The 25,213-nt window shown below is 68.8% G+C and carries 28 protein-coding genes; 14 read left to right on the plus strand and 14 right to left on the minus strand.

What is annotated here, in order from left to right:
- Positions 1-4 precede the first annotated feature (4 nt).
- Together NRB56_RS27810 and NRB56_RS27815 are read right to left on the minus strand one after the other, a co-directional pair.
- Positions 5-565 (minus strand): PIN domain-containing protein, encoded by a 561-nt coding sequence (locus NRB56_RS27810; RefSeq protein WP_153347234.1) that lies wholly within the window; start codon positions 563-565, stop codon positions 5-7.
- The gene (locus NRB56_RS27815; protein WP_153347236.1) at positions 565-1,023 is read right to left on the minus strand and encodes a helix-turn-helix domain-containing protein; all 459 of its coding nucleotides are present in this window, start codon (positions 1,021-1,023) and stop codon (positions 565-567) included. The genes NRB56_RS27810 and NRB56_RS27815 overlap by 1 nt, the downstream gene beginning before the upstream one ends.
- 121 nt (positions 1,024-1,144) lie before the next feature.
- On the opposite strand from NRB56_RS27815, the gene NRB56_RS27820 reads away from it, so the two are divergent.
- Both NRB56_RS27820 and NRB56_RS27825 read left to right on the plus strand, forming a co-directional pair.
- Positions 1,145-2,506 (plus strand): FAD-binding oxidoreductase, encoded by a 1,362-nt coding sequence (locus tag NRB56_RS27820; protein WP_153347238.1) that lies wholly within the window; start codon positions 1,145-1,147, stop codon positions 2,504-2,506.
- A gap of 37 nt (positions 2,507-2,543) precedes the next feature.
- Positions 2,544-2,834: a GNAT family N-acetyltransferase gene (locus tag NRB56_RS27825; protein ID WP_153347240.1), complete on the plus strand. Its 291-nt coding sequence runs from the start codon at positions 2,544-2,546 to the stop codon at positions 2,832-2,834.
- Here NRB56_RS27825 and NRB56_RS27830 read toward each other — a convergent pair.
- The 3 genes from NRB56_RS27830 to NRB56_RS27840 all read right to left on the minus strand — a co-directional run bounded on the left by NRB56_RS27830 (position 2,831) and on the right by NRB56_RS27840 (position 5,243).
- On the minus strand, positions 2,831-3,130 hold the full coding sequence (locus tag NRB56_RS27830) for a hypothetical protein (RefSeq protein WP_019933009.1): 300 nt from the start codon (positions 3,128-3,130) through the stop codon (positions 2,831-2,833). The genes NRB56_RS27825 and NRB56_RS27830 overlap by 4 nt on opposite strands.
- Before the next feature lie 98 nt (positions 3,131-3,228).
- On the minus strand, positions 3,229-4,389 hold the full coding sequence (locus NRB56_RS27835) for an acyl-CoA dehydrogenase (protein WP_153347242.1): 1,161 nt from the start codon (positions 4,387-4,389) through the stop codon (positions 3,229-3,231).
- Between the two features lie 176 nt (positions 4,390-4,565).
- On the minus strand, positions 4,566-5,243 hold the full coding sequence (locus NRB56_RS27840) for a TetR family transcriptional regulator (RefSeq protein WP_319943626.1): 678 nt from the start codon (positions 5,241-5,243) through the stop codon (positions 4,566-4,568).
- 130 nt (positions 5,244-5,373) lie between these two features.
- Here NRB56_RS27840 and NRB56_RS27845 point away from each other — a divergent pair, with 130 nt between their 5' ends.
- Positions 5,374-5,667, plus strand: coding sequence for a hypothetical protein (locus tag NRB56_RS27845; protein ID WP_153347244.1), 294 nt, complete (start codon positions 5,374-5,376; stop codon positions 5,665-5,667).
- A gap of 26 nt (positions 5,668-5,693) precedes the next feature.
- A complete protein-coding gene (locus NRB56_RS27850; protein ID WP_319943627.1) occupies positions 5,694-6,014 on the plus strand; it encodes a GroES family chaperonin in 321 nt (106 codons plus the stop codon).
- A 118-nt stretch (positions 6,015-6,132) separates the two neighbouring features.
- Here the strand turns inward: NRB56_RS27850 and NRB56_RS27855 are convergent, their stop codons facing one another.
- Positions 6,133-7,602 carry an MFS transporter gene (locus NRB56_RS27855; protein ID WP_319943628.1) on the minus strand — a complete coding sequence of 490 codons (1,470 nt, stop codon included), beginning with the start codon at positions 7,600-7,602 and terminating at the stop codon, positions 6,133-6,135.
- Positions 7,603-7,831: 229 nt separating this feature from the next.
- On the opposite strand from NRB56_RS27855, the gene NRB56_RS27860 reads away from it, so the two are divergent.
- Entirely contained in the window at positions 7,832-8,485 is a 654-nt protein-coding gene (locus tag NRB56_RS27860; protein WP_227838394.1) for a TetR family transcriptional regulator, read from the plus strand.
- A gap of 18 nt (positions 8,486-8,503) precedes the next feature.
- Here the strand turns inward: NRB56_RS27860 and NRB56_RS27865 are convergent, their stop codons facing one another.
- Genes NRB56_RS27865 through NRB56_RS27875 form a run of 3 tightly spaced genes read right to left on the minus strand, consistent with a single transcriptional unit; the run spans position 8,504 to position 10,421 of the window.
- Entirely contained in the window at positions 8,504-9,157 is a 654-nt protein-coding gene (locus NRB56_RS27865) for a Type 1 glutamine amidotransferase-like domain-containing protein (protein WP_153347246.1), read from the minus strand.
- Positions 9,157-9,987 (minus strand): maleylpyruvate isomerase family mycothiol-dependent enzyme, encoded by an 831-nt coding sequence (locus tag NRB56_RS27870; RefSeq protein ID WP_319943629.1) that lies wholly within the window; start codon positions 9,985-9,987, stop codon positions 9,157-9,159. The genes NRB56_RS27865 and NRB56_RS27870 overlap by 1 nt, the downstream gene beginning before the upstream one ends.
- The gene (locus NRB56_RS27875; RefSeq protein ID WP_319943630.1) at positions 9,984-10,421 is read right to left on the minus strand and encodes an HIT family protein; all 438 of its coding nucleotides are present in this window, start codon (positions 10,419-10,421) and stop codon (positions 9,984-9,986) included. The genes NRB56_RS27870 and NRB56_RS27875 overlap by 4 nt, the downstream gene beginning before the upstream one ends.
- A gap of 244 nt (positions 10,422-10,665) precedes the next feature.
- On the opposite strand from NRB56_RS27875, the gene NRB56_RS27880 reads away from it, so the two are divergent.
- The 4 genes from NRB56_RS27880 to NRB56_RS27895 all read left to right on the plus strand — a co-directional run bounded on the left by NRB56_RS27880 (position 10,666) and on the right by NRB56_RS27895 (position 14,146).
- Positions 10,666-11,919 carry a Re/Si-specific NAD(P)(+) transhydrogenase subunit alpha gene (locus NRB56_RS27880; protein WP_319943631.1) on the plus strand — a complete coding sequence of 418 codons (1,254 nt, stop codon included), beginning with the start codon at positions 10,666-10,668 and terminating at the stop codon, positions 11,917-11,919.
- A complete protein-coding gene (locus NRB56_RS27885) occupies positions 11,919-12,251 on the plus strand; it encodes an NAD(P) transhydrogenase subunit alpha (protein ID WP_153347248.1) in 333 nt (110 codons plus the stop codon). Before NRB56_RS27880 ends, NRB56_RS27885 begins: the two co-directional genes overlap by 1 nt.
- Positions 12,252-12,254: 3 nt before the next feature.
- The gene (locus NRB56_RS27890) at positions 12,255-13,667 is read left to right on the plus strand and encodes an NAD(P)(+) transhydrogenase (Re/Si-specific) subunit beta (protein WP_153347250.1); all 1,413 of its coding nucleotides are present in this window, start codon (positions 12,255-12,257) and stop codon (positions 13,665-13,667) included.
- A gap of 152 nt (positions 13,668-13,819) precedes the next feature.
- Positions 13,820-14,146 carry a hypothetical protein gene (locus NRB56_RS27895; RefSeq protein ID WP_153347252.1) on the plus strand — a complete coding sequence of 109 codons (327 nt, stop codon included), beginning with the start codon at positions 13,820-13,822 and terminating at the stop codon, positions 14,144-14,146.
- A gap of 57 nt (positions 14,147-14,203) precedes the next feature.
- On the opposite strand, the gene NRB56_RS27900 is transcribed toward NRB56_RS27895, so the two are convergent.
- Positions 14,204-14,746 carry a MarR family winged helix-turn-helix transcriptional regulator gene (locus tag NRB56_RS27900; protein WP_153347254.1) on the minus strand — a complete coding sequence of 181 codons (543 nt, stop codon included), beginning with the start codon at positions 14,744-14,746 and terminating at the stop codon, positions 14,204-14,206.
- A gap of 126 nt (positions 14,747-14,872) precedes the next feature.
- Between NRB56_RS27900 and NRB56_RS27905 the strand changes: the two genes are divergently transcribed.
- On the plus strand, positions 14,873-16,333 hold the full coding sequence (locus NRB56_RS27905) for an MFS transporter (protein ID WP_153347256.1): 1,461 nt from the start codon (positions 14,873-14,875) through the stop codon (positions 16,331-16,333).
- A 5-nt stretch (positions 16,334-16,338) separates the two neighbouring features.
- Here the strand turns inward: NRB56_RS27905 and NRB56_RS27910 are convergent, their stop codons facing one another.
- Both NRB56_RS27910 and NRB56_RS27915 read right to left on the minus strand, forming a co-directional pair.
- The gene (locus NRB56_RS27910) at positions 16,339-16,629 is read right to left on the minus strand and encodes a hypothetical protein (RefSeq protein WP_153347258.1); all 291 of its coding nucleotides are present in this window, start codon (positions 16,627-16,629) and stop codon (positions 16,339-16,341) included.
- A 26-nt stretch (positions 16,630-16,655) separates the two neighbouring features.
- Positions 16,656-17,930 carry an MFS transporter gene (locus NRB56_RS27915; RefSeq protein ID WP_319943632.1) on the minus strand — a complete coding sequence of 425 codons (1,275 nt, stop codon included), beginning with the start codon at positions 17,928-17,930 and terminating at the stop codon, positions 16,656-16,658.
- 145 nt (positions 17,931-18,075) lie between these two features.
- On the opposite strand from NRB56_RS27915, the gene NRB56_RS27920 reads away from it, so the two are divergent.
- Positions 18,076-18,903: an alpha/beta fold hydrolase gene (locus tag NRB56_RS27920; RefSeq protein ID WP_153347262.1), complete on the plus strand. Its 828-nt coding sequence runs from the start codon at positions 18,076-18,078 to the stop codon at positions 18,901-18,903.
- A 42-nt stretch (positions 18,904-18,945) separates the two neighbouring features.
- On the opposite strand, the gene NRB56_RS27925 is transcribed toward NRB56_RS27920, so the two are convergent.
- Both NRB56_RS27925 and NRB56_RS27930 read right to left on the minus strand, forming a co-directional pair.
- Positions 18,946-20,247 carry a benzoate/H(+) symporter BenE family transporter gene (locus tag NRB56_RS27925; RefSeq protein WP_227838395.1) on the minus strand — a complete coding sequence of 434 codons (1,302 nt, stop codon included), beginning with the start codon at positions 20,245-20,247 and terminating at the stop codon, positions 18,946-18,948.
- A gap of 351 nt (positions 20,248-20,598) precedes the next feature.
- A complete protein-coding gene (locus tag NRB56_RS27930) occupies positions 20,599-21,102 on the minus strand; it encodes an Lrp/AsnC family transcriptional regulator (protein WP_153347264.1) in 504 nt (167 codons plus the stop codon).
- Between the two features lie 214 nt (positions 21,103-21,316).
- On the opposite strand from NRB56_RS27930, the gene pdhA reads away from it, so the two are divergent.
- From pdhA to NRB56_RS27945, 3 genes are read left to right on the plus strand one after another with little or no spacing between them, the layout of a single operon-like run.
- Complete coding sequence (pdhA, locus tag NRB56_RS27935) at positions 21,317-22,396, plus strand: pyruvate dehydrogenase (acetyl-transferring) E1 component subunit alpha (RefSeq protein ID WP_153347265.1); 1,080 nt, start codon at positions 21,317-21,319, stop codon at positions 22,394-22,396.
- Positions 22,393-23,367 (plus strand): alpha-ketoacid dehydrogenase subunit beta, encoded by a 975-nt coding sequence (locus NRB56_RS27940; RefSeq protein WP_153347267.1) that lies wholly within the window; start codon positions 22,393-22,395, stop codon positions 23,365-23,367. Before pdhA ends, NRB56_RS27940 begins: the two co-directional genes overlap by 4 nt.
- A gap of 59 nt (positions 23,368-23,426) precedes the next feature.
- Complete coding sequence (locus tag NRB56_RS27945) at positions 23,427-24,908, plus strand: dihydrolipoamide acetyltransferase family protein (protein WP_319943633.1); 1,482 nt, start codon at positions 23,427-23,429, stop codon at positions 24,906-24,908.
- The last annotated feature ends 305 nt before the right edge of the window (positions 24,909-25,213 follow it).

Below are 25,213 nucleotides of genomic sequence, written 5' to 3' on the forward strand. Positions count from 1 at the left end.
CGGGTCAGATCCGCCCGTCTCGAAGTGCGGCGGCCGACTCGACGAGACCTGCTCGTTCGAGGGCCTCGAGGATGTCCGCGACTGTTTCGGGTGGATTGTTCCGAGCGTCGGCGATCTGTTGTACGCACGCCCACACAACGCGACCGTCGAGTTCGATCTGGTCCAGCAGAAAATCATCGGGGCTCCTGGCCTCGATGTGCCACGGCGCCAGGGATTCCGTCGGGAAATCCCGGAGATTCGACGTGGCGATTACCTGGGCGCGACTCTTGATCGCTGCGGCGAGGATGTGCCGGTCGTCGGGGTCGGGGAGTTTCAATCCCTCGATCAGCGGTTCGTAGCCCTCGATGATGCAGTCGGGGACTGCGTGGATGATCCTGCTACGCAACGTTTCCAGCTTCTCGACCGGAATATCGGGGCGCTTGGCGTGCAGGTTGCCGAGTGTCTCGTCCAGGATTCGATGTCTCCACCTCGCCTGTACGAAGCCGGCCCTCGCCACCCGAATCATGATGTCCCGCACGGTATTTCCGTAGAGGACATTGGCATCGTAGATGACAACGAATGCCATCAGATACCGAATTCCTGTCCGAGCCGGGTGATCTCGTCCGCAGCTGTTCGGCTTTTCGCCTCGCTTCTCTGCTGGTACGCCTCGAGATCATCGAACCTGATGCGACGGTGCCTGCCGACCGATCTGAACGGGATGTCTCCCGCTTCGAGGAGTCCGACGATGTAGGGTCGCGACACGTTCAGCATGTCGGCAGCCTGTTGAGTGGTCAGTTCGGCATGTGCCGGGACCACCGACACGCCGCGCCCTTCGGCGGCCTGCACCAGGATGAATGCCAGCAGAGTAACCGCCTCGCGTGGCAGGACCAGAGGATCGTTCCCGTCGATCTCGTCCAGGACCGAGATCAAGTCCTCGTCCGGATGTGTCATCAGATAGTCCTTGATGCGCCGCACTGCGCGTGCGGCGATCTCGGGATCGATCGCACCGGGTTCGGCACGCTTGGCTGTCTGTGGTCCGGCCATCGCGGTTCTCCTCTCCTATTCGAAGCATACGCAACAATCGAAATAAACGAAAATGCGGGTGCGAGGGCGCGGTGTCACCGCGGGGGAGGTGAAGCGGACACGCTGCTGCTAGTAGGTTGCAATGGTGGACGTGAATTCCCTGGCAGCGCTGCTGCCGGATGGTGTCGTGGTCACCGATCCGGACATTCTCGGTGGGTATCGGCAGGATCGGGCGCAGGATCCGGAGGCGGGGACGCCGGCGGCGCTGGTGCGGCCGGCGAATACCGAGCAGGTGGCCACGGTGGTGCGGTGGGCGCACGAGCGCGGGGTGGCGATCGTGCCGCGCGGGGCGGGGACCGGGTTGTCCGGCGGCGCCACCGCGCAGGACGGCGCGTTGCTGCTGAGCACCGAGCGGATGCGGGACATCTCGGTCGATCCGGTGACGCGGACCGCGGTGGCGCAGCCGGGTCTGCTGAACGCCGAGGTCAAGGCGGCGGTGGCGGAGCACGGATTGTGGTACCCGCCGGATCCGTCCTCGTTCGAGATCTGTTCCATCGGCGGCAACGCGGCCACCAATGCCGGGGGCCTGTGCTGCGTGAAGTACGGGGTCACCACCGACTACGTGCTCGGCATGGAGGTGGTGCTCGCCGACGGGACCGTGGTGCGGCTGGGTGGTCCGCGGTTGAAGGATTCGGCGGGGCTGTCGCTGACCAAACTGTTCGTCGGCAGCGAGGGCACCCTCGGCATCATCACCGAGCTGACGCTGCGGTTGCTGCCCGCGCAGCCGCCGCAGAGCACGGTGGTGGCGTCGTTCGCCACGCTGGAGGCGGCCTGTGACGCGATCCTCGCGATCACCGGGCGGCTGCGGCCGTCGATGCTGGAGTTCATGGATTCGGTCGCGATCAACGCGGTCGAGGACCAGTTGCGGATGGGCCTGGACCGCGAGGCCGCCGCCCTGCTGGTCGCGCGCTCCGACGCTCCCGGTGAACATGCCGGCCTGGAGGTGGCCGAGATCGCGGCGCTGTGCGAGAAGGCCGGGGCCACAGAGGTTTTCGCCACCGACGATCCGGCCGAGGGTGAGGCGTTCACGGTGGCCCGCCGGGTCGCGATCCCGGCGCTGGAGCGCAAGGGGCCGCTCCTGCTCGAGGATGTGGGGGTGCCGCTGCCGAAACTCGGTGAGCTGGTGACCGGCATCGCGGGCATCGCCCGCCGCCGCGAGGTGCTGGTGTCGGTGATCGCGCACGCCGGCGACGGCAACACCCATCCGCTGATCGTCTACAACCCCGCCGACGCGGACGAGTCGGCGCGCGCCCAGCAAGCCTTCGGTGAGATCATGGATCTGGCCATCGCCCTCGGCGGCACCATCACCGGCGAGCACGGTGTCGGCCGCCTCAAGAAGGCGTGGCTGCCGAATCAGGTCGGCCCGGACGTGATGGCGCTGACCCGCCTGATCAAGAGCGCCCTCGACCCGCAGGGCATCCTCAATCCCGGGGCCGTACTGTAACCGGAACAATTGTCGCTACCAAGGAGTTCCGCCGAGCATGACGACCAGGCTCGAACACAACGCCGCGGCCACCAGGTACGAAATCCACATCGATGACACGCTGGCCGGCTACGCGGACTACAGCGAGCGCACCGTCGGCGACACCACCGTGCGGGATTTCCAGCACACGCTGACCTTCCCGGAATTCCGCGGTCGCGGCGTCGCCGCGGAGCTGATCGAATTCGCGTTGCGCGATGCCCGCGACAATGGGTTCGGGATAATACCGACCTGCTGGTATGTCGAGAAATTCATCGCGGAACATCGCGAATACGCCGACCTGGTGGCTTAATTCCGCCGCCACAGTCGCTGGTTCACACCACTGCCGAGGGCGTGGGCAACCTTACTGCCGTCGAAACCCGGTAACTGCCGCAGCCGGTCGAGGAACTTGCTGTCGGCCGCCGAACGCGGCACGACGCAACCGTTCCCCTTGGTGCCGATGAGCACGTAGAACACCACGTCGGTGAACGGGCCGTCCGACGTGCTGATGATTCGAACCTCCGAAAGCTCCTGCCACGCAACCTCTTCGATTCGTCCGTTGTCGAGGGTGCGCCGGACGAACCTGTCGTTGATCTCGACTCCGGCCATGGATCAATAGTGCGCTATGAGCCGCACGTATGCATAGACCCTAATTCGCCCGATTGCGAATGAAACGTCAAATGCAAGAACGACTCTGGCAGCGGATATCAGCCCTTGAGCAGCGCCCGGGACATCACCACGCGTTGAATCTGGTTGGTGCCCTCGTAGATCTGAGTGATCTTGGCGTCGCGCATCATTCGCTCCACCGGGAAATCGGTGGTGTAGCCGGCGCCGCCGAACAACTGCACCGCGTTGGTGGTGACCTCCATGGCGACATCGGAGGCGAAGCACTTGGCGGCGGCGGAGATGAAACCGAGGTTCTTCTCGCCCCGCTCGGCGCGGGCCGCGGAGGTGTAGACCATGAGCCGCGCGGCCTCGACCTTCATCGCCATGTCGGCGAGCATGAACTGGGTGTTCTGGAAGTCCGCGATGGCCGTGCCGAACTGCTTGCGGTCCTTGGTGTAGGCGAGCGCGGCGTCCAGGGCGCCCTGGGCGATGCCGACGGCCTGCGCGCCGATGGTCGGGCGGGTGTGATCGAGGGTCTCCAGCGCCGTCTTGAAGCCGGTGCCCTCCGCGCCGATGATCCGGTCGCCGGGGACGCGGCAGTTCTCGAAGTAGAGCTCCGCGGTCGGCGAGCCCTTGATGCCGAGCTTGTGCTCCAGCGGGCCCACGACGAAGCCCTCGTCGTCCTTGTGCACCATGAACGCGGAGATGCCGTTGGCGCCCATCTCCGGGTCGGTGACGGCCATGACGGTGTACCAGGTGGACTGGCCGCCGTTGGTGATCCAGCACTTGGAGCCGTTGATCACCCAGTCGTCGCCGTCACGGCGGGCGCGGGTGCGCATGCTGCCGGCGTCGGAACCGGCCTCGCGCTCGGACAGCGCGTAGGAGGCCATCAGGCCGCCGGCGATATCGGGCAGCACCCGCTGCTTGAGCTCCTCGGAACCCTTGAGGATCAGGCCCATGGTGCCGAGCTTGTTCACCGCCGGGATCAGCGAGGACGAGCCGCAGACCCGGGCCACCTCCTCGATCACGATGCAGGTGGCGACCGAATCGGCGCCCTGGCCGCCGTACGCCTCCGGGACGTGCACGGCGTTGAAGCCGGCCGCGTTCAGCGCGTTCAGGGCCTCCTGCGGGAATCGCGCCTGTCCGTCGACGTCCTTGGCGTACGGCGCGATCTCCTTCTCGGAGAGGGCGCGGATGGCCGCGCGCAGCTCGTGGTGGACGTCGTCCAGCTGAAAGAGTCCGAAGTCGGGGTTGCCCGCCATGAGTTCACTCCTGGTCGTGGGTCGGATCGCGTGACGACGCGAAGCTCCAGCATGTCGGCACCGAGTGCCATTCGATTCGAGTATACGCCGCCAGGTGGCGACCACATGCGCGGACAACAGTACTGAGCCTGTGGCACTGAGTGCCATGAAATGTGTTCAGGAACCTGTGGGTGCCGTCACAGGCTATCCAGGTGATCCGACAGCAACTCGGCCACTTGTCGCGGCGGCATGTCGCGCGGGAACACCGCCACCACCATCTCGCCGGCCGTGCGATCACCACGCGGGACGGCGGCCAGGGCCGTCCGCAGATCCGCCGCAGTGGCCTCGCTCTCGCCGCGCACCATCCGGCGCAGCAGATAGTTGTGGGTGGCCGTGACCGCGGCGCTGAACTGCACCATCGCCAGATCCGGCGCCTGGGGCAACCGGCCGCGCAGATAGTCGGTGAACAGCCGCTCGTAGCGGAACACCGTCACGATCTCGCGATCCCGCAGCGCCGGCACCTGCCGCACCACCCGATATCGCTGTGCGGCCAATTCCCTTGTCCGCGTGAACCTCTCGAACACCCCGACCACCGCATCACCGACGGCGGTCCACGGATCCGTCTGTGCCGCTTCGAGATCCGCGCGAGCCTGCGCCAATTGTGCTTCGTGGTCGGCGAAGACCACATCCTCCTTGGAACGGAACTGCCGGAAGAAGGTCCGCCGCGACACGCCCGCCGCCTCCGCGATCTCGTCGACGGAGGTCGCCTCGTAACCCTGCTCCGCGAACAGGCGCAGCGCCTCCCCGGCCACCCGCAACCGGAACCGGGCGGCCTCCGCGGTCACCTCGGCGCGAACATTGTCGTCAACAGGCACGGGTCAACGGTAGCGAGTGCCGCCGAACTCGACTGGCGACGAGTCGGCAAAAGCGGCACACTCCCTGCACGACGGATTGCCGCGCGCCGGGGGAGTCGGCGCGGGCGGTCGACGAAAGGATGCCTGCGTCATGGGGACGGAATCGCCCGGAATCCGGGATCTGCTGGTGGGACTGTTCGCCGACGACGAGGTCGATGCCACGGTGCTGGGACACATCCGCGACGGGGAGATCCGGTCCTGGGTCGAGGCGGTGGACCGTTCCGGTCTGTTCGGCCGCGAGGTGGTGGCGCACTTGCGGCAGCAGTGGACCGAGGATCCGCGGGCGCTGCTCGACGTGCTGCTCGGAACCGCCGACGACCTCACCCGGCGGCGGTGGCTCGGCGAATGGGGCGGTGGCTCGGCGGGCGAGCGCTTGATTTCGTAGTCGGTACCCCGCGCTACACTGCCGCGGTGTCCGATTCGAAGCTCGAAATTCAGATGCTGCACGATCGGGTGATGGTCCGCGTATCTCCCGAAGAGGGGGAGCGGCGCAGTAGCGGAGGCATCCTGATCCCGGCGACCGCGCAGGTCGCGAAGCGTTTGACCTGGGGTGACGTCTGTGGGGTGGGTTCGCACGTGCGTGCGGTGAGCGTAGGGGACCGGGTGCTGTTCAGCGCCGACGACCAGTTCGAGGTCGAGGTCAAGGGCCAGGCGTATCTGGTGATGCGCGAGCGCGACCTGCACGCCGTCGCCAGCGAACGGCCGGAACACGGCACCGGTCTCTACCTGTAGGGGCCTTCGCCGCAGGCCGTCCGGCTCTGCACTGCCGCGCGAGCGCCCGGCATCGGCCGGAACGCTCGGAGCACCCGGGTGCTCGGGGTTCCGGCCGACGCCGGGAGCTCACGCGGGATCAGTCGCGATCGGCCGCCGGACGCGGTAGCGCCAGCGCGGCCACCAGCACGATCGCCAGGACGAGGGCCCCGCCGAGTGCGGAGGTCTCCATCGCGGTGACGTAGTGCCCGCCGTGCTGTCCGGTGCCCAGGGCGGCGAAGAAGATCACCCCCAGCACGGTGGCGCCGATCGCGTTGCCGAACTGCTGGGCGGTGGTCAGCACCCCGGCGGCCATGCCGGCCTGCCGCGCGGGGATGCCCGAGGAGAGCACCGCGCCCACGACCGAGGGAATGGTGAGCCCGTTGCCGGTGCCGACGATCATCATGCCGGGGATCAGCGCGAGGGTGCCGAGATGCGGTTCGCCGAAATGCAGCACCGCCAGGGTGATCGCCAGTCCGGTGAGGCTGGTGCAGGTGCCCAGCACCATCACCCGGGTGCCGATCCGGGCCGCCACCCGTGGTGCGAGGAAGAACGAACCGCTAGCGAAGCACACACCCAGCGGCGCGAACGCCAATCCCGCTTGCAGCGGCGACAATCCGAGCCCGTTCTGCAGGAACAGGGTGAGGCACAACATGAATCCGGCGAAGAAGGTCAGATAGCCGCCCGCGATCAGCAGTCCCAGGCCGAATCCGCGGGCGCGAACCATCGCGATGTCCAGTACCGGTTCGCCGCCGCGGGTGGTGAGCCGCCGCTCGTAACCCACGGTGAGCGCCATGACCGGCACCGCGGCGACCATCGACAGCCAGGTCCACAGCGGCCAGCCCTCCGGCCGGCCCAGCGTGATCGGCACCAGCAGCAGCGCCAGTGCCGCCGAGAAGCCCAGTGCGCCAACCGGATCCAGCTTGGGTCGCTGGATCCGCTCATGCGCGGGCAGCCAGCGGGCGGCCAGCGCCGCGGCGGCCAGGCCGATCGGCACATTGATGTAGAAGATGCTGCGCCAGCCCCAGCCGAACAGGTCGAGGTTCAACAGGATTCCGCCGAGCACCTGCCCCGACACCGCGCCGATGCCGATGGTGGCCCCGAAAGCGGCCATGGCCCGCGGCCTTTCGCGGACCGGGAACAGGGTGTTGATCAGTGCCAGCATCTGCGGCACCATCAGCGCGGCGGTGCCGCCCTGCAGGATGCGGAAGGCGACCAGCGCCCAGGCGTTCGGCGCGAGCCCGCACAGCAGCGAGGCGGCGGTGAAGGCCAGCATGCCGAGGACGAACAACCGCCGGTGACCGTGCAGGTCGCCGAGCCGGCCGCCGGTGATCAGCCCGGACGCGTAGGCGAAACCGTATCCGCCGACGATCAGTTCCAGCGCGGATTCGCCCGCGTGCAGGTCGTGTTGCAGGGAGGAGGCGGCGACGTTGACCACGAACCAGTCGAACATCGCCATGAACATGGCGCTGAGTACCACGGGCAGCACCTGGTGGCGGGCGGGAAAGCCGTCGTCGGCCGGGGCTCTGACGGGAATGATTGGTACGGAACGGGTTTCGATGACTGACACGTCTTGCTCCCGAACGTGGATGCTGGGCGGGACGGCGCCACACTGCGCCGGGTGGAGACGGGTACGCGTCGACCGGGTCGACAACCATCCTGCCGCCGCGGGTCGTTGCGCTCCGGCGGGTTCCGGTCGTCGCGTTGGCCGCTCCGAGGTCTGTAACTAACCGGTTGGTTGCAACTATTCCCCAGTCGCGGAATTCGTGTCAACTGATTGGTTGTTTACGATCGATGCCATGCCGCCGAGAGACCCCGAGGCGACCAAGGCCCGCATCTTCGACGCGGCGACCCAGGAGTTCGCCGCCTACGGGATCGCCGGCGCCCGCGTCGACCGCATCGCGCGCAACGCGCAGGCCAACAAACAGCTGATCTACGCCTATTTCGGCGACAAGGAACAGCTGTTCCACCAGGTCCTGGAAAAGGCGATGGTGCACGTGGCCGACTCGGTCAGCACCGATATCGACGACCTGGACAAGTGGGTCGACCAGCACATCGACTATCACCGCGCGCATCCGGAGTTCCTGCGGCTGCTGATGTGGGAGGCGCTCGAACTCGGCCAGGAGGGCGCCTCCGCCGGCGAGACCCGGACCGCTCGCTACCAGGACAAGAAGGTCAAGGTCGACTCGGCCCAGCAGCGCGGCCTGATTCGCGCGGATCTGCCGCCCGGGCACGTGCTCATGCTGCTGATGAGCCTGATCAACTATCCCGCCGCGGTCCCGCAGGTGCGCGGCTTCCTGCTCGGTCCGGACGGCGATCCGGGGCGCGCGCGGTCCGTGATCAAGGAGGCGGTGCGCCGCCTGGCCGCCCCGGCCGAGTCCGCTGCCGAAGGCGACCTCACCACCTCGGCCGAGACGGCCGCGAAAGGCGACCCCGCCGCCGGAATCCACTGAAGGCCCGCACGTGGGCCTTCAGGACCGGTCGCCGGTGAGAACCTCCAGGCGGTCGCCGTCGACCACCACCGCGTCGTCGTCGGTGAGGGCCCAGTGCGGAATGCCCGCGGCGCGATGACGATCGGCGATGCGGTCGCAGACCCCGTCCGGATCGGTGCCGGGCGAGTCGACGTGCGGGACGATCCGGTGATCCACCAATCCCAGTCCGTCCCACCGTGCTTCGATACCACAGGCCGGCCGCACCTCGGCCGGATCGTCGGCGGCCTCGATACCGTGCAGGTCCGGGGTGAGCAGGCACGCGCCGGCGCTGTAGCCGGCGTAGGCGAGCGCATCCGCCGCGAGCAGCCGCGGCAGCACGAGATCCGCACCGCTGAGCGCGAATCGGGCTCGCAGCACGAAGGTGTTGCCGCCGCGCACCCAGATCAGCGGGAACCGGGCGAGGGTGCGCTCCAGTTCGGCTTCGCGACCGGTGAATTCGCGCAGATCCAGTACTTCCGGCCGGAAACCGCGATCCCGCAACGGCTTCAGATCACTGGTCACCGCTCCCTGCCAGGCGGCGGGCCACGCGTCGCACGCGTTCGGGATCACGGCGACCGGCCCGGGAGTCCCGACGAGCGAGGCGAATCGGTCCTCGTGTCGCCCGAACCGGTAGCTGGACAGGAACAGTCGCATCAGATGGTGAAGGCCAGGTTGCGGACGATCCGCAGCGCGAGGTCGTGATTGCCGGATACGTCGATGCGGTCGAGTTCCGGCTCGGCGTCGACCCGGCCGCCGCACAGGCGCGCGAACAGCCGGGTGTCGAGGCGGATCACCGCGTCGGCCGGGCGGTCCAGGGATTCCGCCACCACCGCTCGTCCGTCCACCCGGATGTGCACGGTCCGCGCGTCCGCGCCGGTGAGTTCGAAGGTCAGCCGGCTGCCGTCGGGGGCGCCGCCGCGCTTGACCACCGTGCGGCCCAGCCCGGCCGTGAGTTCGTCGAGGCCCAGGTCGGCGCGTAGCGCGGCTTCCGCACCGGCGGGTTCGGTGCCGAGCGCGTCGGTGATGTCGAGTTCGTGCATCCAGCAGTCGAAGACGCGCGTGCGCATGAAGCGCGCGTAGGGGACCACACCCACCGGGGACGGCAGGGTCTGCTGCCATTCGGCCTCGCCGAGGGCCGCCAGCGCGGCTCCACGGCAGGCGGTCACCGACTCGAACCGGTCGAGCAGTTGCGCGCCGGTCAGTGGCCGCAGCGTGTCCAGCCAGGCCTCGTTGAGCGCGCCGATGTCGTTGCGCACGTGCGGCAGTGACCGCACGGCGGCGCCGATCTCGGGATTCGGCTCGCCCAGCAGCATCGACTCGATGGCGGTCACATGAGCCAGAACGTCGAACACGGTCCAGCCGGGCAGCGGCGACGCGGTGCGCCACTGCCGCTCGTCCAGCCCGGTTGCCGCCCGGCTCAATGCGGCCCACTGCGCGATGAGGGCCGTCGTCATCGTCGCGGGTTCGATCGGGACGGTCGTCACGGGCGTTCGCCTTCCAGTCGCGCCAGTCCCGCGCGGATCGTCGCGGCGGTGGATTCCGGTTCGTGCGGCCGGCGCAGCAGGAAACCTTTTGCGAAGGCCAGCGTGTCGCCGCTACGGCGGGGCACCACGTGCAGGTGCACGTGCGGTACGGTCTGGAATGCCGAACGGCCGTCGTTGAGCAGCAGATTGGCGCCGTCGGCGCCGAGCTCGCTGCGGCGCAGGGCCTTTGCGAGGCGATGTCCGAGGGTGAAGATCACGGCGCCGGTCTCGTGGTCGAGTTCGTCGAGATCGGTCGCGTGCCGCTTGGGAATCACCAGCGTGTGACCGCGTGCGATGGGGCGGATGTCGAGAAACGCGTACAGCGCGTCGGTCTCGTGGACCGCGGTGGCGGGGGCGTCGCCCGACACGATCCGGCAGAAAATACAGCCCGTCACCGATCGAACCCTACGGCATCGTAGGTGTGTCCTACGTCATGCTGAATAGGGGGCAATTGGGAGAATCCTCACTTGGCTATGTGATGTTGATCTCGGCTAGGCTCACCGCCAGCCGGGTACAGTTGCGACAATCGTCACGAACTTACTGAAGAGTAAGTTCCGAAGCGCCCGATCGGCCACCGGCGGCGGCCCACCACGGAAGGTGGGGGCCAGCTTCGGCCGTTACGAGTAAGGAAGATGAGCAGTGGAGACAACGCAGAGCGTTCCCCACGGCACGCGTGTCGGTGTGGTTCGGGAGTCCAATCCCGACGAGCGCCGGGTCGCGTTGGTACCGAAGATCGTTCCGGCCCTGGTGAAGCAGGGTGTGGAGGTCGTCGTGGAGCCGGGTGCGGGCCTGGGTGCGCTGATTCCGGACGAGGCGTACACGGCCGCGGGCGCGGTGCTCGGTGATCCGTGGTCGGCGGAGGTGGTCGTGAAGGTCGCTCCGCCGAACGACTCGGAGATCGCGAAACTGTCGGCGGGGCAGACACTCATCGGATTCCTCGCGCCGCGCAACGCGGACACCAAGATCGGCGCGCTGAAGGCCGCCGGTGTGCAGGCGTTCGCGGTGGAGGCGATCCCGCGGATCTCGCGCGCGCAGGTGATGGATGCCTTGTCGTCGCAGGCGAATGTCTCCGGTTACAAGGCTGTTCTGGTCGCCGCGTCGGAGTCGACGCGGTTCTTCCCGATGTTGACCACCGCGGCCGGGACGGTGAAGCCGGCGACGGTGCTGATTCTCGGCGTGGGTGTCGCGGGGTTGCAGGCGCTGGCGACGGCGAAGCGCCTCGGCGGCCGGACCACCGGGTACGACGTGCGGCCGGAGGTCGCCGATCAGGTGCGGTCGGTGGGCGCGCAGTGGCTGGATCTGGGTATCGAAGCCGCCGGTGAGGGCGGGTACGCCCGCGAGCTCACCGAGGACGAGAAGGCGCAGCAGCAGCTGGCGTTGGAGAACGCGATCAAGGGTTTCGATGTCGTGATCACCACCGCGCTGGTGCCGGGTCGTCCCGCGCCGCGGCTGGTGACCGCGGCGGCGGTGGAGGGTATGAAGCCCGGCAGCGTGATCGTGGATCTGGCCGGGGAGACCGGGGGCAACTGCGAGCTGACCGAACCGGGTAAGACGGTGGTCAAGCACGGTGTCACGATCGCCTCGCCGCTGAACCTGCCGGCGACGATGCCCGAGCACGCGTCGGAGCTGTACTCCAAGAACATCCAGGCGCTGCTGGAGTTGATGCTGAAAGACGGTGCGCTGGCACCGGATTTCGGCGATCAGGTGCTGGCCGACTCGTGCGTCACCCGCGACCGCGAAGCTCCCGCTGCCCCGGCTGCGGCTGATCCGGCGCCCGCGCAGGTGGACGCTCCGGTCACCGATTCCGCTCCGGCGGCGGCCGATTCCGCCGCAGTGGATGCTCCGGCTGCGGACCCTTCCACGGCTTCTCCCGATTCGAAGGCGGGTAACTGATGTACACCGAGTTGCTGGCGAATATCGCGATTCTGGTGCTGTCCGGGTTCGTCGGCTTCGCCGTGATCTCGAAGGTGCCCAACACCCTGCACACGCCGTTGATGTCGGGCACCAACGCGATTCACGGGATCGTGGTGCTGGGCGCGCTGGTGGTGCTGGGCAAGATCGAGCATCCGTCGATCGCGGAGCAGATCATCCTGTTCGTGGCCGTCGTGTTCGGAACCCTGAACGTGATCGGTGGCTTCGTGGTCACCGACCGGATGCTGGGCATGTTCAAAGCGAAGAAGCCTGCGGCGCAGGACAACTCCGCCGGTGAGAAGGCGGGGAAGTAAGCCATGGACAATCTCGTCAACATTCTCTACATCATCGCGTTCGCGCTGTTCATCTACGGTCTGATGGGCCTGACCGGCCCGAAGACGGCGGTGCGCGGCAACCAGATCGCCGCGGTCGGTATGGCGCTGGCGGTGGTCGCGACGTTCATCTCGATCCGGCACACGAACAACTGGATCCTCATCGTCGCCGGCCTGGTTGTCGGTGTGGCGCTGGGTGTCCCGCCGGCCCGGTTCACCAAGATGACGGCGATGCCGCAGCTGGTGGCCGCGTTCAACGGCGTCGGCGGCGGTACGGTCGCGCTGATCGCGTGGTCGGAATTCCTGGACACCCAAGGCTTCTCGCGGATCCCGGAACAGCCGACCGTGCACATCGTGATCGCGTCGCTGTTCGCCGCGGTGATCGGGTCGATCTCGTTCTGGGGCTCGGTGATCGCGTTCGGCAAGCTGCAGGAGATCCTGCCCGGTAAGCCGATCGGGATCGGGAAACTGCAGCAGCCGTTGAACATTCTGCTGTTCGCCGGCGCGGTCGCCTCGGCGATCGTGATCGGCGTCGGCGCCACCGGCGACGGTGTGTCCGGCTGGTGGATGGTGCTGCTGCTGGTGCTGGCCGCGATCCTCGGCCTGATGGTGGTGCTGCCGATCGGCGGCGCCGACATGCCGGTGGTCATCTCCCTGCTCAACGCGCTGACCGGATTGTCCGCCGCAGCAGCCGGTCTGGCGTTGAACAACACCGCGATGATCGTGGCGGGCATGATCGTCGGCGCGTCCGGCACCATCCTCACCAACCTGATGGCCAAGGCGATGAACCGGTCCATCCCGGCCATCGTCGCCGGCGGGTTCGGTGGCGGCGGCGCGGTCGCGTCGGCCGGTGACGGCGAGCAGAAGCAGGCCAAGGCCACCTCCGCCGCCGATGCCGCGATCCAGATGGCCTACGCCAACCAGGTGATCGTGGTCCCGGGCTACGGTATGGCCGTCGCGCAGGCCCAGCACGCGGTCAAGGAGATGGCGTCGCTGCTGGAGGCCAAGGGTGTGGAGGTCAAGTACGCGATCCACCCGGTCGCCGGTCGCATGCCCGGTCACATGAACGTGCTGCTGGCCGAGGCCGAGGTCTCCTACGACGCGATGAAGGAAATGGACGACATCAACGGCGAATTCGGCCGCACCGATGTCGCCCTGGTCATCGGCGCCAACGACGTCACCAACCCGGCCGCCCGCGAGGACGCCGCCAGCCCCATCTACGGCATGCCGGTACTCAACGTCGACCAGGCCAAGAGCGTGATCGTGCTGAAGCGTTCGATGAACTCCGGCTTCGCCGGCATCGACAACCCGCTGTTCTACAGCGACCACACCTCGATGCTGTTCGGCGACGCCAAGAAGTCCGTCGGCGCCGTCACCGAGGAACTCAAAGCACTGTGAACACCTGCGCGAGGGCCCCGTTCGTCATGGAACGGGGCCCTCGCCTTGTGCCGCAACCGATCTGCGTCGGGGCCTGCCTGTCACCCCGACTGCCCAATCTGTCCTAGGATCGGCTCCGGCCGCCGTCGTGCGGCCCGAAGGAGGGGATCAGCATGACAATTCGTGACTTCTTCCGCCCGTTGAGCGTGGCACAGGATGCGCCGGTCTACGGGACGCCGGTGGAGACCGCCGACGGATCCACGATCATCACGGTCGCGTCGCCGGGCGGCTGGTTACGTCCGGGGATGCGCCCGATCGGGGTCTTCGTCGTCCACGGCGGCCAGGTGACCTGGTCCGCGGCCGAGGACAACACCCGCATCGCGCTCCTCGGCGAGACGATCGGACTGCTGAGCGCGGTGATAGCCACCCTCGCCGTCCTGCGCCGGCCGCCGTGGCCGGATCTGGCGCTGCGCCGCGACGGCAGCGTCGGCCCCCGCTGAGCAACGCGATGTCCGTCGGACGGTACGTCCGCGCACCGATGAGATGAGCGCAGCGGTTCAGCGCGCGGCCGGGGGCGGATCGTCGGCGTGCCGGAGGAAGTCGTCGACCATCCGGTGGTTGAGGCGGGCCAGCGCGGCCAGATCGTCGGAGTTCCAGTCGTCCAGGCAGTCCCGGATGACCCGGCGGCCGACCGCGCGCATCGCGTCGACCGCATCCGCGCCGGCGGTGGTCAGGCGCACCCGCTGCGCGCGGCGGTCGCAGGGGTCGGGTACCCGGGTGACGAATCCGCTGCGCTCCAGCCGCTGGACCTGCCGGGTGATGTGCGGCGCCTCGACGTCCAGGCGGGCCGCGATCTCACCGAGCCGCAACGGTTCGCCGGCCTCGGCGAGCACCCGTAGCAGCGGCACGTTCGCGCGGTCGACGTCGACGCCGGCCTCGGCGGCGGTCCGGTCGTGGCGGCGGGCCCGGGTGAGCATGTGTGCGATCCGGGTCAGCGCGCGTTCGAGTTCCGCGATGTGATCGGCGTCGGCGCTCGTCCGGGCGGGCGGCTCCTCGTCCGCATCGAGATCGTTTTCGGGGGTAGCTGGAGCCCGGCGCATGGGGTTATTCTACGAGGCGAGTTACTTAAGTTAGGTAAGTATGCCGTGATCCGCCGCACGACGCGGTGCCGCGCCGATCCGGCCATGTGGGGACCCCGTTTTCGGGACGAGGATGAGGACATACAGATGACGTCGACCGTCGAGGGCCGGCCCGGAGCCGGCGCGAACGCGACCGGCCCGGGCGCAGACGACGCCGGTACCAAGGCCCGTCTCGGCCTGACCCTGTTCGCACTCTGCGCCGCCGGCCTGGTCGTCTCGCTGCAGCAGACCGTGGTGATTCCGCTGCTGCCGCGGCTGATCGTGCAGTTGCACACCAACGTCTCCGGCGTGACATGGCTGTTCACCGCCTCGCTGCTCACCGGCGCGGTCGCGACGCCGCTGCTGTCGCGGTTCGGCGACATGTACGGCAAGAAACTCATGGTGATGGTGTGCATGGGTCTGCTGCTGGTCGGCTCGGTGATCTGCGCCCTCGCCTCCACCCTCCCGATCTACGTCGTCGGCCGGGCGTTGCAGGGTGTGTCGTCGGCGCTGATCCCGTTGGCGATCGGCATCATTCGCGACACCTTCCCGCCGCAGCGGCTGACCACCGCCATCGGCGTGATGAGCGGCACCATGGGCGTCGGCGGCACCATCGGCATGCTGGTCACCGGTGTCATCGCCAATCACACCACCAGTGCGCATCCGGTCTTCTGGATCACCGCGGCGATGGCGCTGCTGTCCACGGTGCTGGTCGGTGTGTCGGCCCACGACACCGGTATCCGGCACGGCGGCCGGCCCGATTTCATCGGTGCCGGTCTGCTCGCGGGACTGCTGACCTGCCTGCTGCTGGCGATCAGCGAGGGGCCGGACTGGGGCTGGGGTTCCGGCGCCGTGATCGGGCTGTTCGTCGCGGCGGTCGCGCTCACCGCGGTGTGGGTGTTCGCCGAGACCAAGGTGTCCCAGCCGCTGGTGCGGCTGCCACTGCTGGTCGGGCCGCGCTCGCTGTCGGCCAATCTCGCGTCGGCGCTGCTCGGTTTCGCGATGTTCGGATCGTTCTCGCTGATCTCGAATTTCGTCGAGACGCCGGCGGACAAGGTCGGGTACGGCCTGTCCGGCACGGTGCTGGACGTCGGCCTGTACGGCATCCCCAGCACGATCATGATGACCTTCTTCTCGTTCCGGACCGGCCGCATCGCGGCCCGGATCGGCGCGGCGCACACGCTGGCGCTGGGCTCGGCCATCGCCGCGCTGGCGCCGCTGTCGCTGGCCTTCTTCCACACCCACGGGTACCAGCTGATCATCTCGAATGTGTTGCAGGGCATCGGGTTCGGCATCGGTTACGCGGCGCTGGGCACGCTGGCGGTACAGCACGTGGCGATGAGCGAGAGCAGCATCGCCAGCGGGATCAACTCACTGGTCCGGACCGCGGGCGGCAGTATCGCCGGCGCCATCACCGGTTCGATCCTGTCGGCGTACACCATCGGTCACTCCACCGTGCCGCAATTGCACGCGTACGTCCTGAGTTTCGTGCTGCTCGGCATCGGCGCGCTGGGGGCGGCGGCGGTGGCCTTCGGAAACGGCGTGCGGCACAAGCACATCGCGCGCTGAATTGATCAGCGGATTCGCGGCTCCCGGGCCTCCACGGCGTCCTTGGCCTCGCGCAGCGAGGCCCGGGGGTGCAATTCGCGATACCGCTTGATCGCGTGAATCTTCTTGCCCTGGGCCAGCAGTTCGTCCACTTCGGCCATGCCGCCGGCGAATTCGACCGGTAGCGGCCGCGGCGGCCGATACTCCGCATCCACGTGTTCCGTGTCGATCTCGGCGATGCCGAGGTGCGCGAGGATCGCGTCCAGCTTGCGTTCGATGCGATCGAGTCTGCGGTCCTGCCGCTCGTTGGCGAACATGCCCCGACTGTAACCGCGCGATCGTGTCAGGGTTCCGGGGTCGCGACGATGCGCGCGAACCACGCGCACAACAGGATCGCGACCAGCGGAAAGATCAGCGCGGTGGTCAGCGAGGTGAACTTCGCCAGCCAGCCGATCACCGACGGCCCGGCGAGGAACCCGAGATAGCCGAGCGTGAACACGTGCGACATATCGGTGGTCGCCGTCTCGGTCCCGAGATTGCCCGCGGCGCTGAAGATCTGGGGTACCCCGCCGGCCAGCCCGACCCCCAGCAGCGCCCAGCCCGCCAGAGTGACCGGGACCCATGCCGATCCGACGATCAGTCCCAGTCCCGCCGCGGCGAGCAGTGCGCCCCAGCGCACCAGCGCCACCCGCCCGAACCGGCCGTTGATCCGGTCGGCGGCGAATCGCCCGATGGTCATCGTCGTCGAGAACGCGCCGAAGGCCAGGGCCGCGACGGCGTCGGAGACGTGCAATCGCTCGTGCACCTGCAGGGTGCTCCAGTCGTTCGCCACCCCCTCGGTCATCAGGAACGCGATCGCGATAGCCCCGAGCGCCAGCACCTTTCGCACATCCCGGCGAGCGCGCACGGGTGCGGCGCCGGAACCGGCATACGCCTCGGCGCCGTCGGAGCCCGAACCGGCGCCGGTCGCCGTGGATCGGACGTCCGCAGTCTCGAGTCCGGCACCCGACTCCAGCAGGGCGGCATCCTCGGCCGGATGCGGCCGGTCGCGGGGGAGAAGCCTCGGGACACAGGCGATGACGAGCACCAGGGCGACCGCCGCGACGACCGCGACGGTGACCCGGGCGTCTACGCCGGCGTGCAGCGCGGCCGCACCGACGAGCGACCCGGCCAGTCCGCCGCAGGAGAACAGCGCGTGGAACGCGGACATGATCGGCCGCCCGTACTGCCGTTCCACGTGCACCGCTTGACTGTTCATCGACACGTCCAGCGCGCCGTTGCCGATACCCAGGGCCGCGAGCCCGAGCGCCAGCGTCACCGGGCCGGTCGCGTTGATCGGGATCAGGATCACCAGGGCGACGAACACTCCGGCGGCGGCGACCATCGCCCGGCTGCCGACTCGATCGGCGACCGGCCCGGCGGCCTGCATGCCGAGAATGCCGCCGCCGGCCATCAGCAGGATCAGCATGCCCAGCGTGGCGTGCGAGACCCCGGTGCGCGTGGTGATCACCGGAATGTGCACGACCCACATCGACAGGGTGAATCCGTTCAGCCCGAACACCGTGAAAACGGCCGCGCGCGCGAACCGGGTGGTGGGGGCGAGCGTCGACGTGTCCACCGATTCGACGGTACCGGCTCGGGCCGGGTCACCGATGGGACAAGATCCGGTTGTCGGCAGAGCAAACATACAGCTACCTTTGATCGGACAGTCCGGATCGATGATCCGGGATTCGCTCGGCAACCGCGCAGAAGGAGGCTCTCCGATGCCTGTGTGTACGACGCGTGACGGAGTGGAGATCTACTACAAGGACTGGGGTTCGGGCCGCCCGGTGGTGTTCATCCACGGATGGCCGCTGTCCGCCGATGCCTGGGACGACCAGATGAAGGCGGTCGCCGACAGCGGCTTCCGTGGCATCGCCCACGATCGGCGCGGCCATGGCCGGTCGAGTCAGCCCTGGGAGGGTTACGACTTCGACACCTTCGCCGACGATCTGAACGATCTGATGACGCAGCTCGACCTGCGGGACGTCACCCTGGTCGCGCATTCGATGGGCGGCGGCGAACTGGCCCGCTACATCGGCCGGCACGGCACCGCGCGGGTCCGTTCGGCGGTCCTGCTGTCGGCGATCACGCCGCACATGCTGAAGACCGCCGACAATCCGTCGGGTGTGCCCGAGGACGCGCTCGAGCAGATCAAGAACGGAATCCTCACCGAGCGGTCGCAGTTCTGGAAGGACACGTCCGAGACCTTCTTCGGCGCGAACCGGCGCGGTTCCAAGGCCACCCAGGGCAACCGGGACGCGTTCTGGTTCATGGCCATGCACGAGTCGATCCAGGCCGGCGTGAAGTGCGTGGACGCCTTCGGCTGGGACGATTTCACCGCCGACCTGAAGACGTTCGACATTCCCACGCTGATCGTGCACGGCGACGACGATCAGATCGTGCCGATCGATGGCACCGCGCGGCAGGCGGTCGAGATCATCCGGGACGCCAGCCTCATCGTGTACGAGGGTGCCTCGCACGGCCTGGCCATGGTGCCGGGCGACAAGGAGCGTTTCATCAAGGATCTGACCACCTTCCTGGGGGTCTGATCCGTGCGGATCCGGTCCCGGCGACCGGATCTGCGGCGCCGGCTACCGCGAATTCGCGGCGGCCGGCGTTCCGGTCGCCCGCGCCGCCAGCACCCACCGCACGAGCAATCCGGCGGCCAGCGCCCAGAACGCGGCCCCGATGCCCGCGATGGTGATCGCCGACGCCGAGACCAGGAAGGTCACCGCGGCGGCGGTGCGGTGCTCGGCCGGCCCCAGCGCGGCGGTCAGCGCACCGGCCAGGGTGGCCAGGAGGGCAAGGCCCGCAACACTTTCCAGCGCACCCCTGGGTGCCGCGGCGACCAGCGTCACCAGTGCGGCGGCGGCCGGCGCGATCAGCAGATAGGTGCACCCGGTGCCGAACGCGGCGATCCACCGCCGGCGCGGATCCGGATGCGCGGCAGGCGCAGCGGTGAGCGCGGCGCTGATCGCGGCCAGGTTCACCACGTGCCCGCCGGCGGTCGCACCGACGAGGGTGCCCAGCCCGGTTGTGGTCATCGCGGCCCGCCACGGCACCCGGTAGCCGAACGACGACAGCACCGCGGTGCCGGGAATGTTCTGCGCGGCCATGGTCACGATGTACAGCGGCACCGCGACGCCGATCACCGCCTGCCAGGTCCAGTGCGGGGCGGACAGTTCCACGTGCGGCGTCATCGCGGCGAGATCGAGGCGCCGATGCGTGACCGCGATATCGATGCCCACGCCGACCGCCGCCGTCGCGAAGGCCGCCGGCACCGCCCAGCACGCCGCGAACCGTTGCAACGCCAGCCACACGACCAGCACCGGCACCACGACCGCCGGACTGACGGTCACCGAACGCACCGGCGCCAGGCACAGCGGCACCAGTACCCCGGCCAGCATCGCCTGCGCGATCTCGACCGGGATCGCGGCGATCAACCGGCCCAGCCGATCCCAGAATCCGGTGAGCACGATCAGCACCCCGGTCACGAGGAACGCGCCCACCGCCGCGGCCCAGCCCCCGGCCACCGCTCCGGTACTCGCCAGCAGCGCCGCACCGGGCGTCGACCAGGCCAGCGTGACCGGAATTCGGAAACGCCAGGCCAGCAACAACATTCCGACCGCCTGCGTGATGCAGACGACTGTCAGCCCCGAAGCCGCCTGGGCCGGTGTCGCCCCCATCTTCGTCAGCCCGGCCAGCACGACCGCGAACGAACTGGTGAACCCGACCAGCGCCGCCACCGCCCCGGCCCCGATCGCGTGCGCGGTATGTCCTCGCGCGCCGTCGCCGACCCTGGGCCACACCGGTTCGCCCGCCGTCTCCCCGTCGCGTTCGCCGGGCACCAGATCACCGGATCGTCCTGTAGGCCAACTGTTTTCGTCGGTCATTGCCGCGAATCCGTCGACGCCGGTGGCAGGTTCGCCGAATTTGCTGGTGGGCCGGTCGGTTCGGGTGATGTCGGCTGCGGATGGGTCGGACTCGTCGGATTCGACTGTCGACCAGAGTGTTTCGGTAGTTGTCGCCGCAGATGTGTCCTCGGGCTCGGCCGTGGGCTCACGGGACCGCCGCGTTGCGGCAGGCCGATCCGATATGCCACTCGCCGGACCATCCGGTTCGAGGGGCGAGGTTCCGGGGGTTTCGGCGTCGGCGGTGGTGCTCACCGTGTCATGGTCGACGACCCTGGTCGCCGCGGTCAGCGGCCAATCGCGCGAAAGTGGTCCGTTTTCGGCGGGACGGGTTCAGCGCGAACCGCCGTCGGCGGCCACCCGGGCCAGCAGGGGGGCCGTGCGGGGGCCGACGAACTGCTGCATCACCAGGGCCATATTGGTGCGCTCGACGCCGCGGATCTCCAGGATCCGGCCCGCGACCCGATACAGGTCGTCGGCGTCGCGGGCGACCACCCGGACGGTGAGGTCGGTCTGCCCGGTGAGCCCGCACACCTCGGTGACCTCCGGGATCCGGGACAATTCGGCGACGACGGCGTCGAGCGTGTGCTGATCCACCACGACCGACACGAACGCGGCGAGCGGATATCCCAGCGCGCGTGGGTCGACCCGGCGTTCGAAACTCGCCAGCACCCCGGCCGATTCCCAGCGCGCCAGCCGGGCCTGCACGGTGTTGCGGGACAAACCCAGCCGGGCGGCCAGTTCCACGCCGGTGGCGCGGGGATTGGCGACCAGCTCCAGCAACAGCCGCGCATCCGTCGCGTCGACCGCGGTACCGACCTGTTCTGCACTGGACATGTTACGCAGTATGACAGGCGCATTACCGGTCGTGGCGCGCATTCTGCCCAGTTACAAGGTTGGTACTTGCGCGTTTCGCTCAATCGTGGATGCTGTGTGGTGTAGGACACCATTGCACCGCGACGGCCGGCGACCCCGGCCGGACCCGGAGGCGGCCGCTGCGCCACCCGCGCAGGGCCCCGTGATCGCCCGGACGGGCGAGGAGGCGATGACCATGACCGACCCGAGCGCCTATCCGGTGCAGTTGGTCCAGCCCGACGGTCGCCGCGTGCTCGATCGCGAGCATGCCGCGCTGGTCGCCGACGTCGGCCCCGAGCGGCTGCGGCAGATGTACGAGGACATGGTCCTCGCCCGCCGCATCGACACCGAGGCCACCGCCCTGCAACGGCAGGGACAACTCGGACTGTGGCCGCCGCTGCTGGGCCAGGAGGCCGCGCAGGTCGGTTCCGCACACGCCCTGAACCCCGACGATTACGTGTTCTGCAGCTACCGCGAGGCCGCGGTGGCCTACTGCCGCGGCGTGGATCCGGCCGCGATCACCCGGATGTGGCGCGGGGTCGCGCACTTCTGCTGGGAACCGGACACGATCAACATGACCAATCCGGCGATCGTCGTCGGCGCGCAGGGACTGCACGCCACCGGTTACGCCTACGCCGCGCACCTCGACGGCGCCGAGATCGCGGTCGTCGCCTACTTCGGCGACGGCGCCACCAGCCAGGGCGATATCGCGGAGGCACTGGGTTTCGCGGCCTCGTGGAGTGCGCCGGTGGTGTTCTTCTGCCAGAACAACCACTGGGCGATCAGCGAACCGGTGCAGGTGCAGAGCGCGACGCCGATCGCGCGGCGCGCCTACGGGTACGGCATGCCGGGGGTGCGGGTCGACGGCAACGACGCGCTGGGCGTGCTCGCGGTGACCCGGCAGGCGGTGGCCCGGGCGCGGGCCGGCGGCGGGCCGTCGTTCATCGAGGCGATCACCTATCGGATGGGCCCGCACACCACCGCCGACGATCCGACCCGATATCGCACCGCGGCGGAACTGGAACTGTGGCGCCGCCGCGATCCGATCGACCGGATGCGCCGGTTGCTGGAGCGCGAGGGGTACTGGGACGGCGAATTCGAACAGCGGGTCGGCGACCACGCGGACGCCGTGGGCGAACTGGTCCGCGCCGCCACCATCGGCATGTCCGATCCGGAACCCGCGGCGCTGTTCGACCACGTCTACGCGACACCGCATCCGCTCGTCGACGAACAGCGCCGGCAGTACACCGCCTATCTGGAGGGAGTCCGGTCATGATCACGTTCGCCGCCGCTCTGAACACGGGCCTGCGCCGGGCCCTGGAGGACGACCCGAAGGTGGTGCTGCTCGGCGAGGACATCGGCCGGCTCGGCGGTGTCTTCCGGGTGACCGATTCGCTGCAGAAGGACTTCGGCGACAACCGGGTGATCGACACGCCGCTGGCCGAATCCGGCATCATCGGAACGGCTTTCGGCATGGCGCTGCGGGGTTACCGGCCGGTGTGCGAGATCCAGTTCGACGGTTTCGTGTATCCGGCCTTCGACCAGATCGTCGCCCAGGTCGCGAAGATCCACTACCGCACCGGCGGTGCGGTGTCGGCGCCGCTGACCGTCCGGATCCCGTTCGGCGGCGGGATCGGCGCGGTGGAGCACCACTCCGAGTCGCCGGAGGCGTACTTCGCGCACACCGCGGGCCTGCGGGTGGTGTCGCCCAGCACCCCCGCCGACGCGTATCTCATGGTGCGCCAATCGATTTCGCTGCCGGATCCGGTGATCTTCCTGGAACCCAAGCGGCGCTACTGGGACAAGGCCGAGGTCGACCTCGACGCGCTCGACGCCGATCCGTACCCGCTGGACCGCGCCCGAATACGCCGGCCGGGCACCGACGCCACGGTGGTGGCCTACGGCGGCATGGTCCGGACCGCGCTGACCGCGGCGGAGATCGCCGCGGGGGAGGGCCGTGAACTCGAGGTGATCGATCTGCGCAGCCTGTCGCCGATCGACTTCGACACGGTCGAGGAATCGGTGCGGCGCACCGGCCGGTTGATCGTCACGCACGAGGCGCCGGTGTTCGCGGGGCTGGGCGCGGAGATCGCCGCCCGGATCAGCGAGCGCTGTTTCTACTACTTGGAGGCGCCGGTCCTGCGCGTCGGTGGCTTCGACATCCCCTATCCCCCCGCTAAGCTCGAACGGCACCACCTGCCCGACCCCGATCGCATCCTCGATGCGGTCGATCGAACGTTTGCGTGACACCGTCCGACCGCCCGTTCAGACAGAGGTGCCCCTTGCCGAACGACTCGGAAAACCGTGTGGTGGAAGCCCGTCGCCAGATCCTGGAGTTCCGGCTCCCGGATCTCGGTGAGGGCTTGGCCGACGCGGAGTTGATCTCCTGGGCCGTGGCGGTGGGTGACGCCGTGCTGCTCAATCAGACCATCGCCGAGGTCGAGACGGCGAAGGCGCAGGTGGCGCTGCCGAGCCCGTTCGCCGGGGAGGTCGTGGAACTGCTCGCGGAACCCGGCGACACGGTCGCGGTGGGCGCCCCGCTGATCCGGGTGGCCGCCGACGATGCGGCACCCGGCCCGTCGTCACCGGACGCGGTCGCGTCGCGGGCCGCTCGCGCCGAGCCGACCGAGGAAACGAGCAGTGCCACAACGGATTCCGGCCAACGACGCGCTGTCCTGGTCGGGTACGGCCCGGAGGAGGAGACAACCTCCCGTCGTGGTCGCACACCCGGGGCCGGATCCGACGGGACGGGCCGGTCGGATTCGACACCGGCGGGCCGGTCGGACGCTGCACCGGCGGGCCGGTCGGACTCTGCCGAATTGCCCGCCTACCCGGAATTCGCGACCCGGCAGGCCGCCACCCCGGCGGCCCGCAAACTCGGCCGGGAACTCGGCATCGACCTCGCCGTCGTGGCGGGCTCCGGCCCGGGCGGCGCGGTCACCGTGGAGGACGTGCGGCAGGCCGTTCCGGTGTCCCAGCCGATGAATCGCGCCCGCACCGCTGACGAACCGGACGCCCGCGCGGCGGCTCCGGCGCCGCCGCCCATGCGCCCCGAGGACGGCGGTCCGTCCCGTCCGGCCCCGATCGAACGCGAGACCCGGATCCCGGTCAGCGGTGTCCGCAAACGCACCGCCGCGGCGATGGTGATCAGCTCGCACACCATCCCGCAGGCCAGCGCGTTCGTGACCACCGATTTCACCGCGTCGATGGAACTGCTCGACCATCTGCGCAACACGGCCTCGTTCAGCGGCCTCACCCTGACGCCGCTGGCCCTGATCGCCAAGGCCGCACTCGCGGCGATGGCGGAATTCCCGGACATCAACTCGTTCTGGGACGAGGAGAACCGGGAGATCGTCACCAAGCACTACGTGAACCTGGGCATCGCCGTGGCCACCGACCGCGGGCTGCTGGTACCGAACGTCAAAGAGGCACAGACGCTGAGCCTGCGCGATCTGTGCCGCGACATCGGCTGGGTGGCCGAGATGTCCCGATCCGGCTCCGCCACCCCCGCGGACCTGATGGGCGGCACCTTCACCATCAGCAACGTCGGCGTATTCGGTGTGGATGTCGGTGTGCCGCTGGTGAATCCGGGGGAGGCCGCGATCCTGTGCCTGGGTTCCATCCGCAAGCGCCCATGGGTGTACCGAGACGAACCGGCGGTCCGCTGGGTCACGACGCTGGGCCTGAGCTTCGACCACCGGATGATCGACGGCGAACTGGGGTCCCGATTCCTGTCGACGGTCGCGTCGCTGCTGGAGGACCCCCTGACCCTCCTCGGCCGCGTCTGAGCAGACCCCACCCGTACCCACCGACCTACTCCCCGTGTCACGGTCACCATCCCGCAGCCGTAACCCGCTCCCCGGGTCCGGTCACCGATACGCAGGGGTAACCCGCCTGTTCGCGGCCCGTCTCGATCCTGGACCGACGGAGGGAGGGAGCGCAGCGACTGACCGGAGGAGGGAAGGATCGAGACTTGGGGGCCGCGAACCCGCCGGAGCGAAGCGGAGGCCAAAAACACAGCCTGTCACCAATGAGCAGGCCCAACAATCCTGTTCGATACGCCGGCCCCGAGACCCGCCGAACCAAACCGAAA

This window comes from Nocardia aurantia (assembly GCF_009604425.1).
GTDB classification, from domain to species: Bacteria; Actinomycetota; Actinomycetes; order Mycobacteriales; family Mycobacteriaceae; genus Nocardia; species Nocardia aurantia.

What these genes read in the sequence shown, in the direction of transcription:
- NRB56_RS27825 (WP_153347240.1), top strand. Translation starts at nt 2,544, where the DNA reads ATGACGACCAGGCTCGAACACAACGCCGCGGCCACCAGGTACGAAATC.
- NRB56_RS27900 (WP_153347254.1), bottom strand. Translation starts at nt 14,746, where the DNA reads ATGCGCCGGGCTCCAGCTACCCCCGAAAACGATCTCGATGCGGACGAG.
- NRB56_RS27905 (WP_153347256.1), top strand. Translation starts at nt 14,873, where the DNA reads ATGACGTCGACCGTCGAGGGCCGGCCCGGAGCCGGCGCGAACGCGACC.
- pdhA (WP_153347265.1), top strand. Translation starts at nt 21,317, where the DNA reads ATGACCGACCCGAGCGCCTATCCGGTGCAGTTGGTCCAGCCCGACGGT.
- NRB56_RS27845 (WP_153347244.1), top strand. Translation starts at nt 5,374, where the DNA reads ATGGGGACGGAATCGCCCGGAATCCGGGATCTGCTGGTGGGACTGTTC.
- NRB56_RS27865 (WP_153347246.1), bottom strand. Translation starts at nt 9,157, where the DNA reads ATGCGACTGTTCCTGTCCAGCTACCGGTTCGGGCGACACGAGGACCGA.
- NRB56_RS27940 (WP_153347267.1), top strand. Translation starts at nt 22,393, where the DNA reads ATGATCACGTTCGCCGCCGCTCTGAACACGGGCCTGCGCCGGGCCCTG.
- NRB56_RS27885 (WP_153347248.1), top strand. Translation starts at nt 11,919, where the DNA reads ATGTACACCGAGTTGCTGGCGAATATCGCGATTCTGGTGCTGTCCGGG.
- NRB56_RS27895 (WP_153347252.1), top strand. Translation starts at nt 13,820, where the DNA reads ATGACAATTCGTGACTTCTTCCGCCCGTTGAGCGTGGCACAGGATGCG.
- NRB56_RS27815 (WP_153347236.1), bottom strand. Translation starts at nt 1,023, where the DNA reads ATGGCCGGACCACAGACAGCCAAGCGTGCCGAACCCGGTGCGATCGAT.
- NRB56_RS27910 (WP_153347258.1), bottom strand. Translation starts at nt 16,629, where the DNA reads ATGTTCGCCAACGAGCGGCAGGACCGCAGACTCGATCGCATCGAACGC.
- NRB56_RS27860 (WP_227838394.1), top strand. Translation starts at nt 7,832, where the DNA reads ATGCCGCCGAGAGACCCCGAGGCGACCAAGGCCCGCATCTTCGACGCG.
- NRB56_RS27925 (WP_227838395.1), bottom strand. Translation starts at nt 20,247, where the DNA reads ATGACCGACGAAAACAGTTGGCCTACAGGACGATCCGGTGATCTGGTG.
- NRB56_RS27810 (WP_153347234.1), bottom strand. Translation starts at nt 565, where the DNA reads ATGGCATTCGTTGTCATCTACGATGCCAATGTCCTCTACGGAAATACC.
- NRB56_RS27890 (WP_153347250.1), top strand. Translation starts at nt 12,255, where the DNA reads ATGGACAATCTCGTCAACATTCTCTACATCATCGCGTTCGCGCTGTTC.
- NRB56_RS27820 (WP_153347238.1), top strand. Translation starts at nt 1,145, where the DNA reads ATGGTGGACGTGAATTCCCTGGCAGCGCTGCTGCCGGATGGTGTCGTG.
- NRB56_RS27830 (WP_019933009.1), bottom strand. Translation starts at nt 3,130, where the DNA reads ATGGCCGGAGTCGAGATCAACGACAGGTTCGTCCGGCGCACCCTCGAC.
- NRB56_RS27920 (WP_153347262.1), top strand. Translation starts at nt 18,076, where the DNA reads ATGCCTGTGTGTACGACGCGTGACGGAGTGGAGATCTACTACAAGGAC.
- NRB56_RS27930 (WP_153347264.1), bottom strand. Translation starts at nt 21,102, where the DNA reads ATGTCCAGTGCAGAACAGGTCGGTACCGCGGTCGACGCGACGGATGCG.
- NRB56_RS27835 (WP_153347242.1), bottom strand. Translation starts at nt 4,389, where the DNA reads ATGGCGGGCAACCCCGACTTCGGACTCTTTCAGCTGGACGACGTCCAC.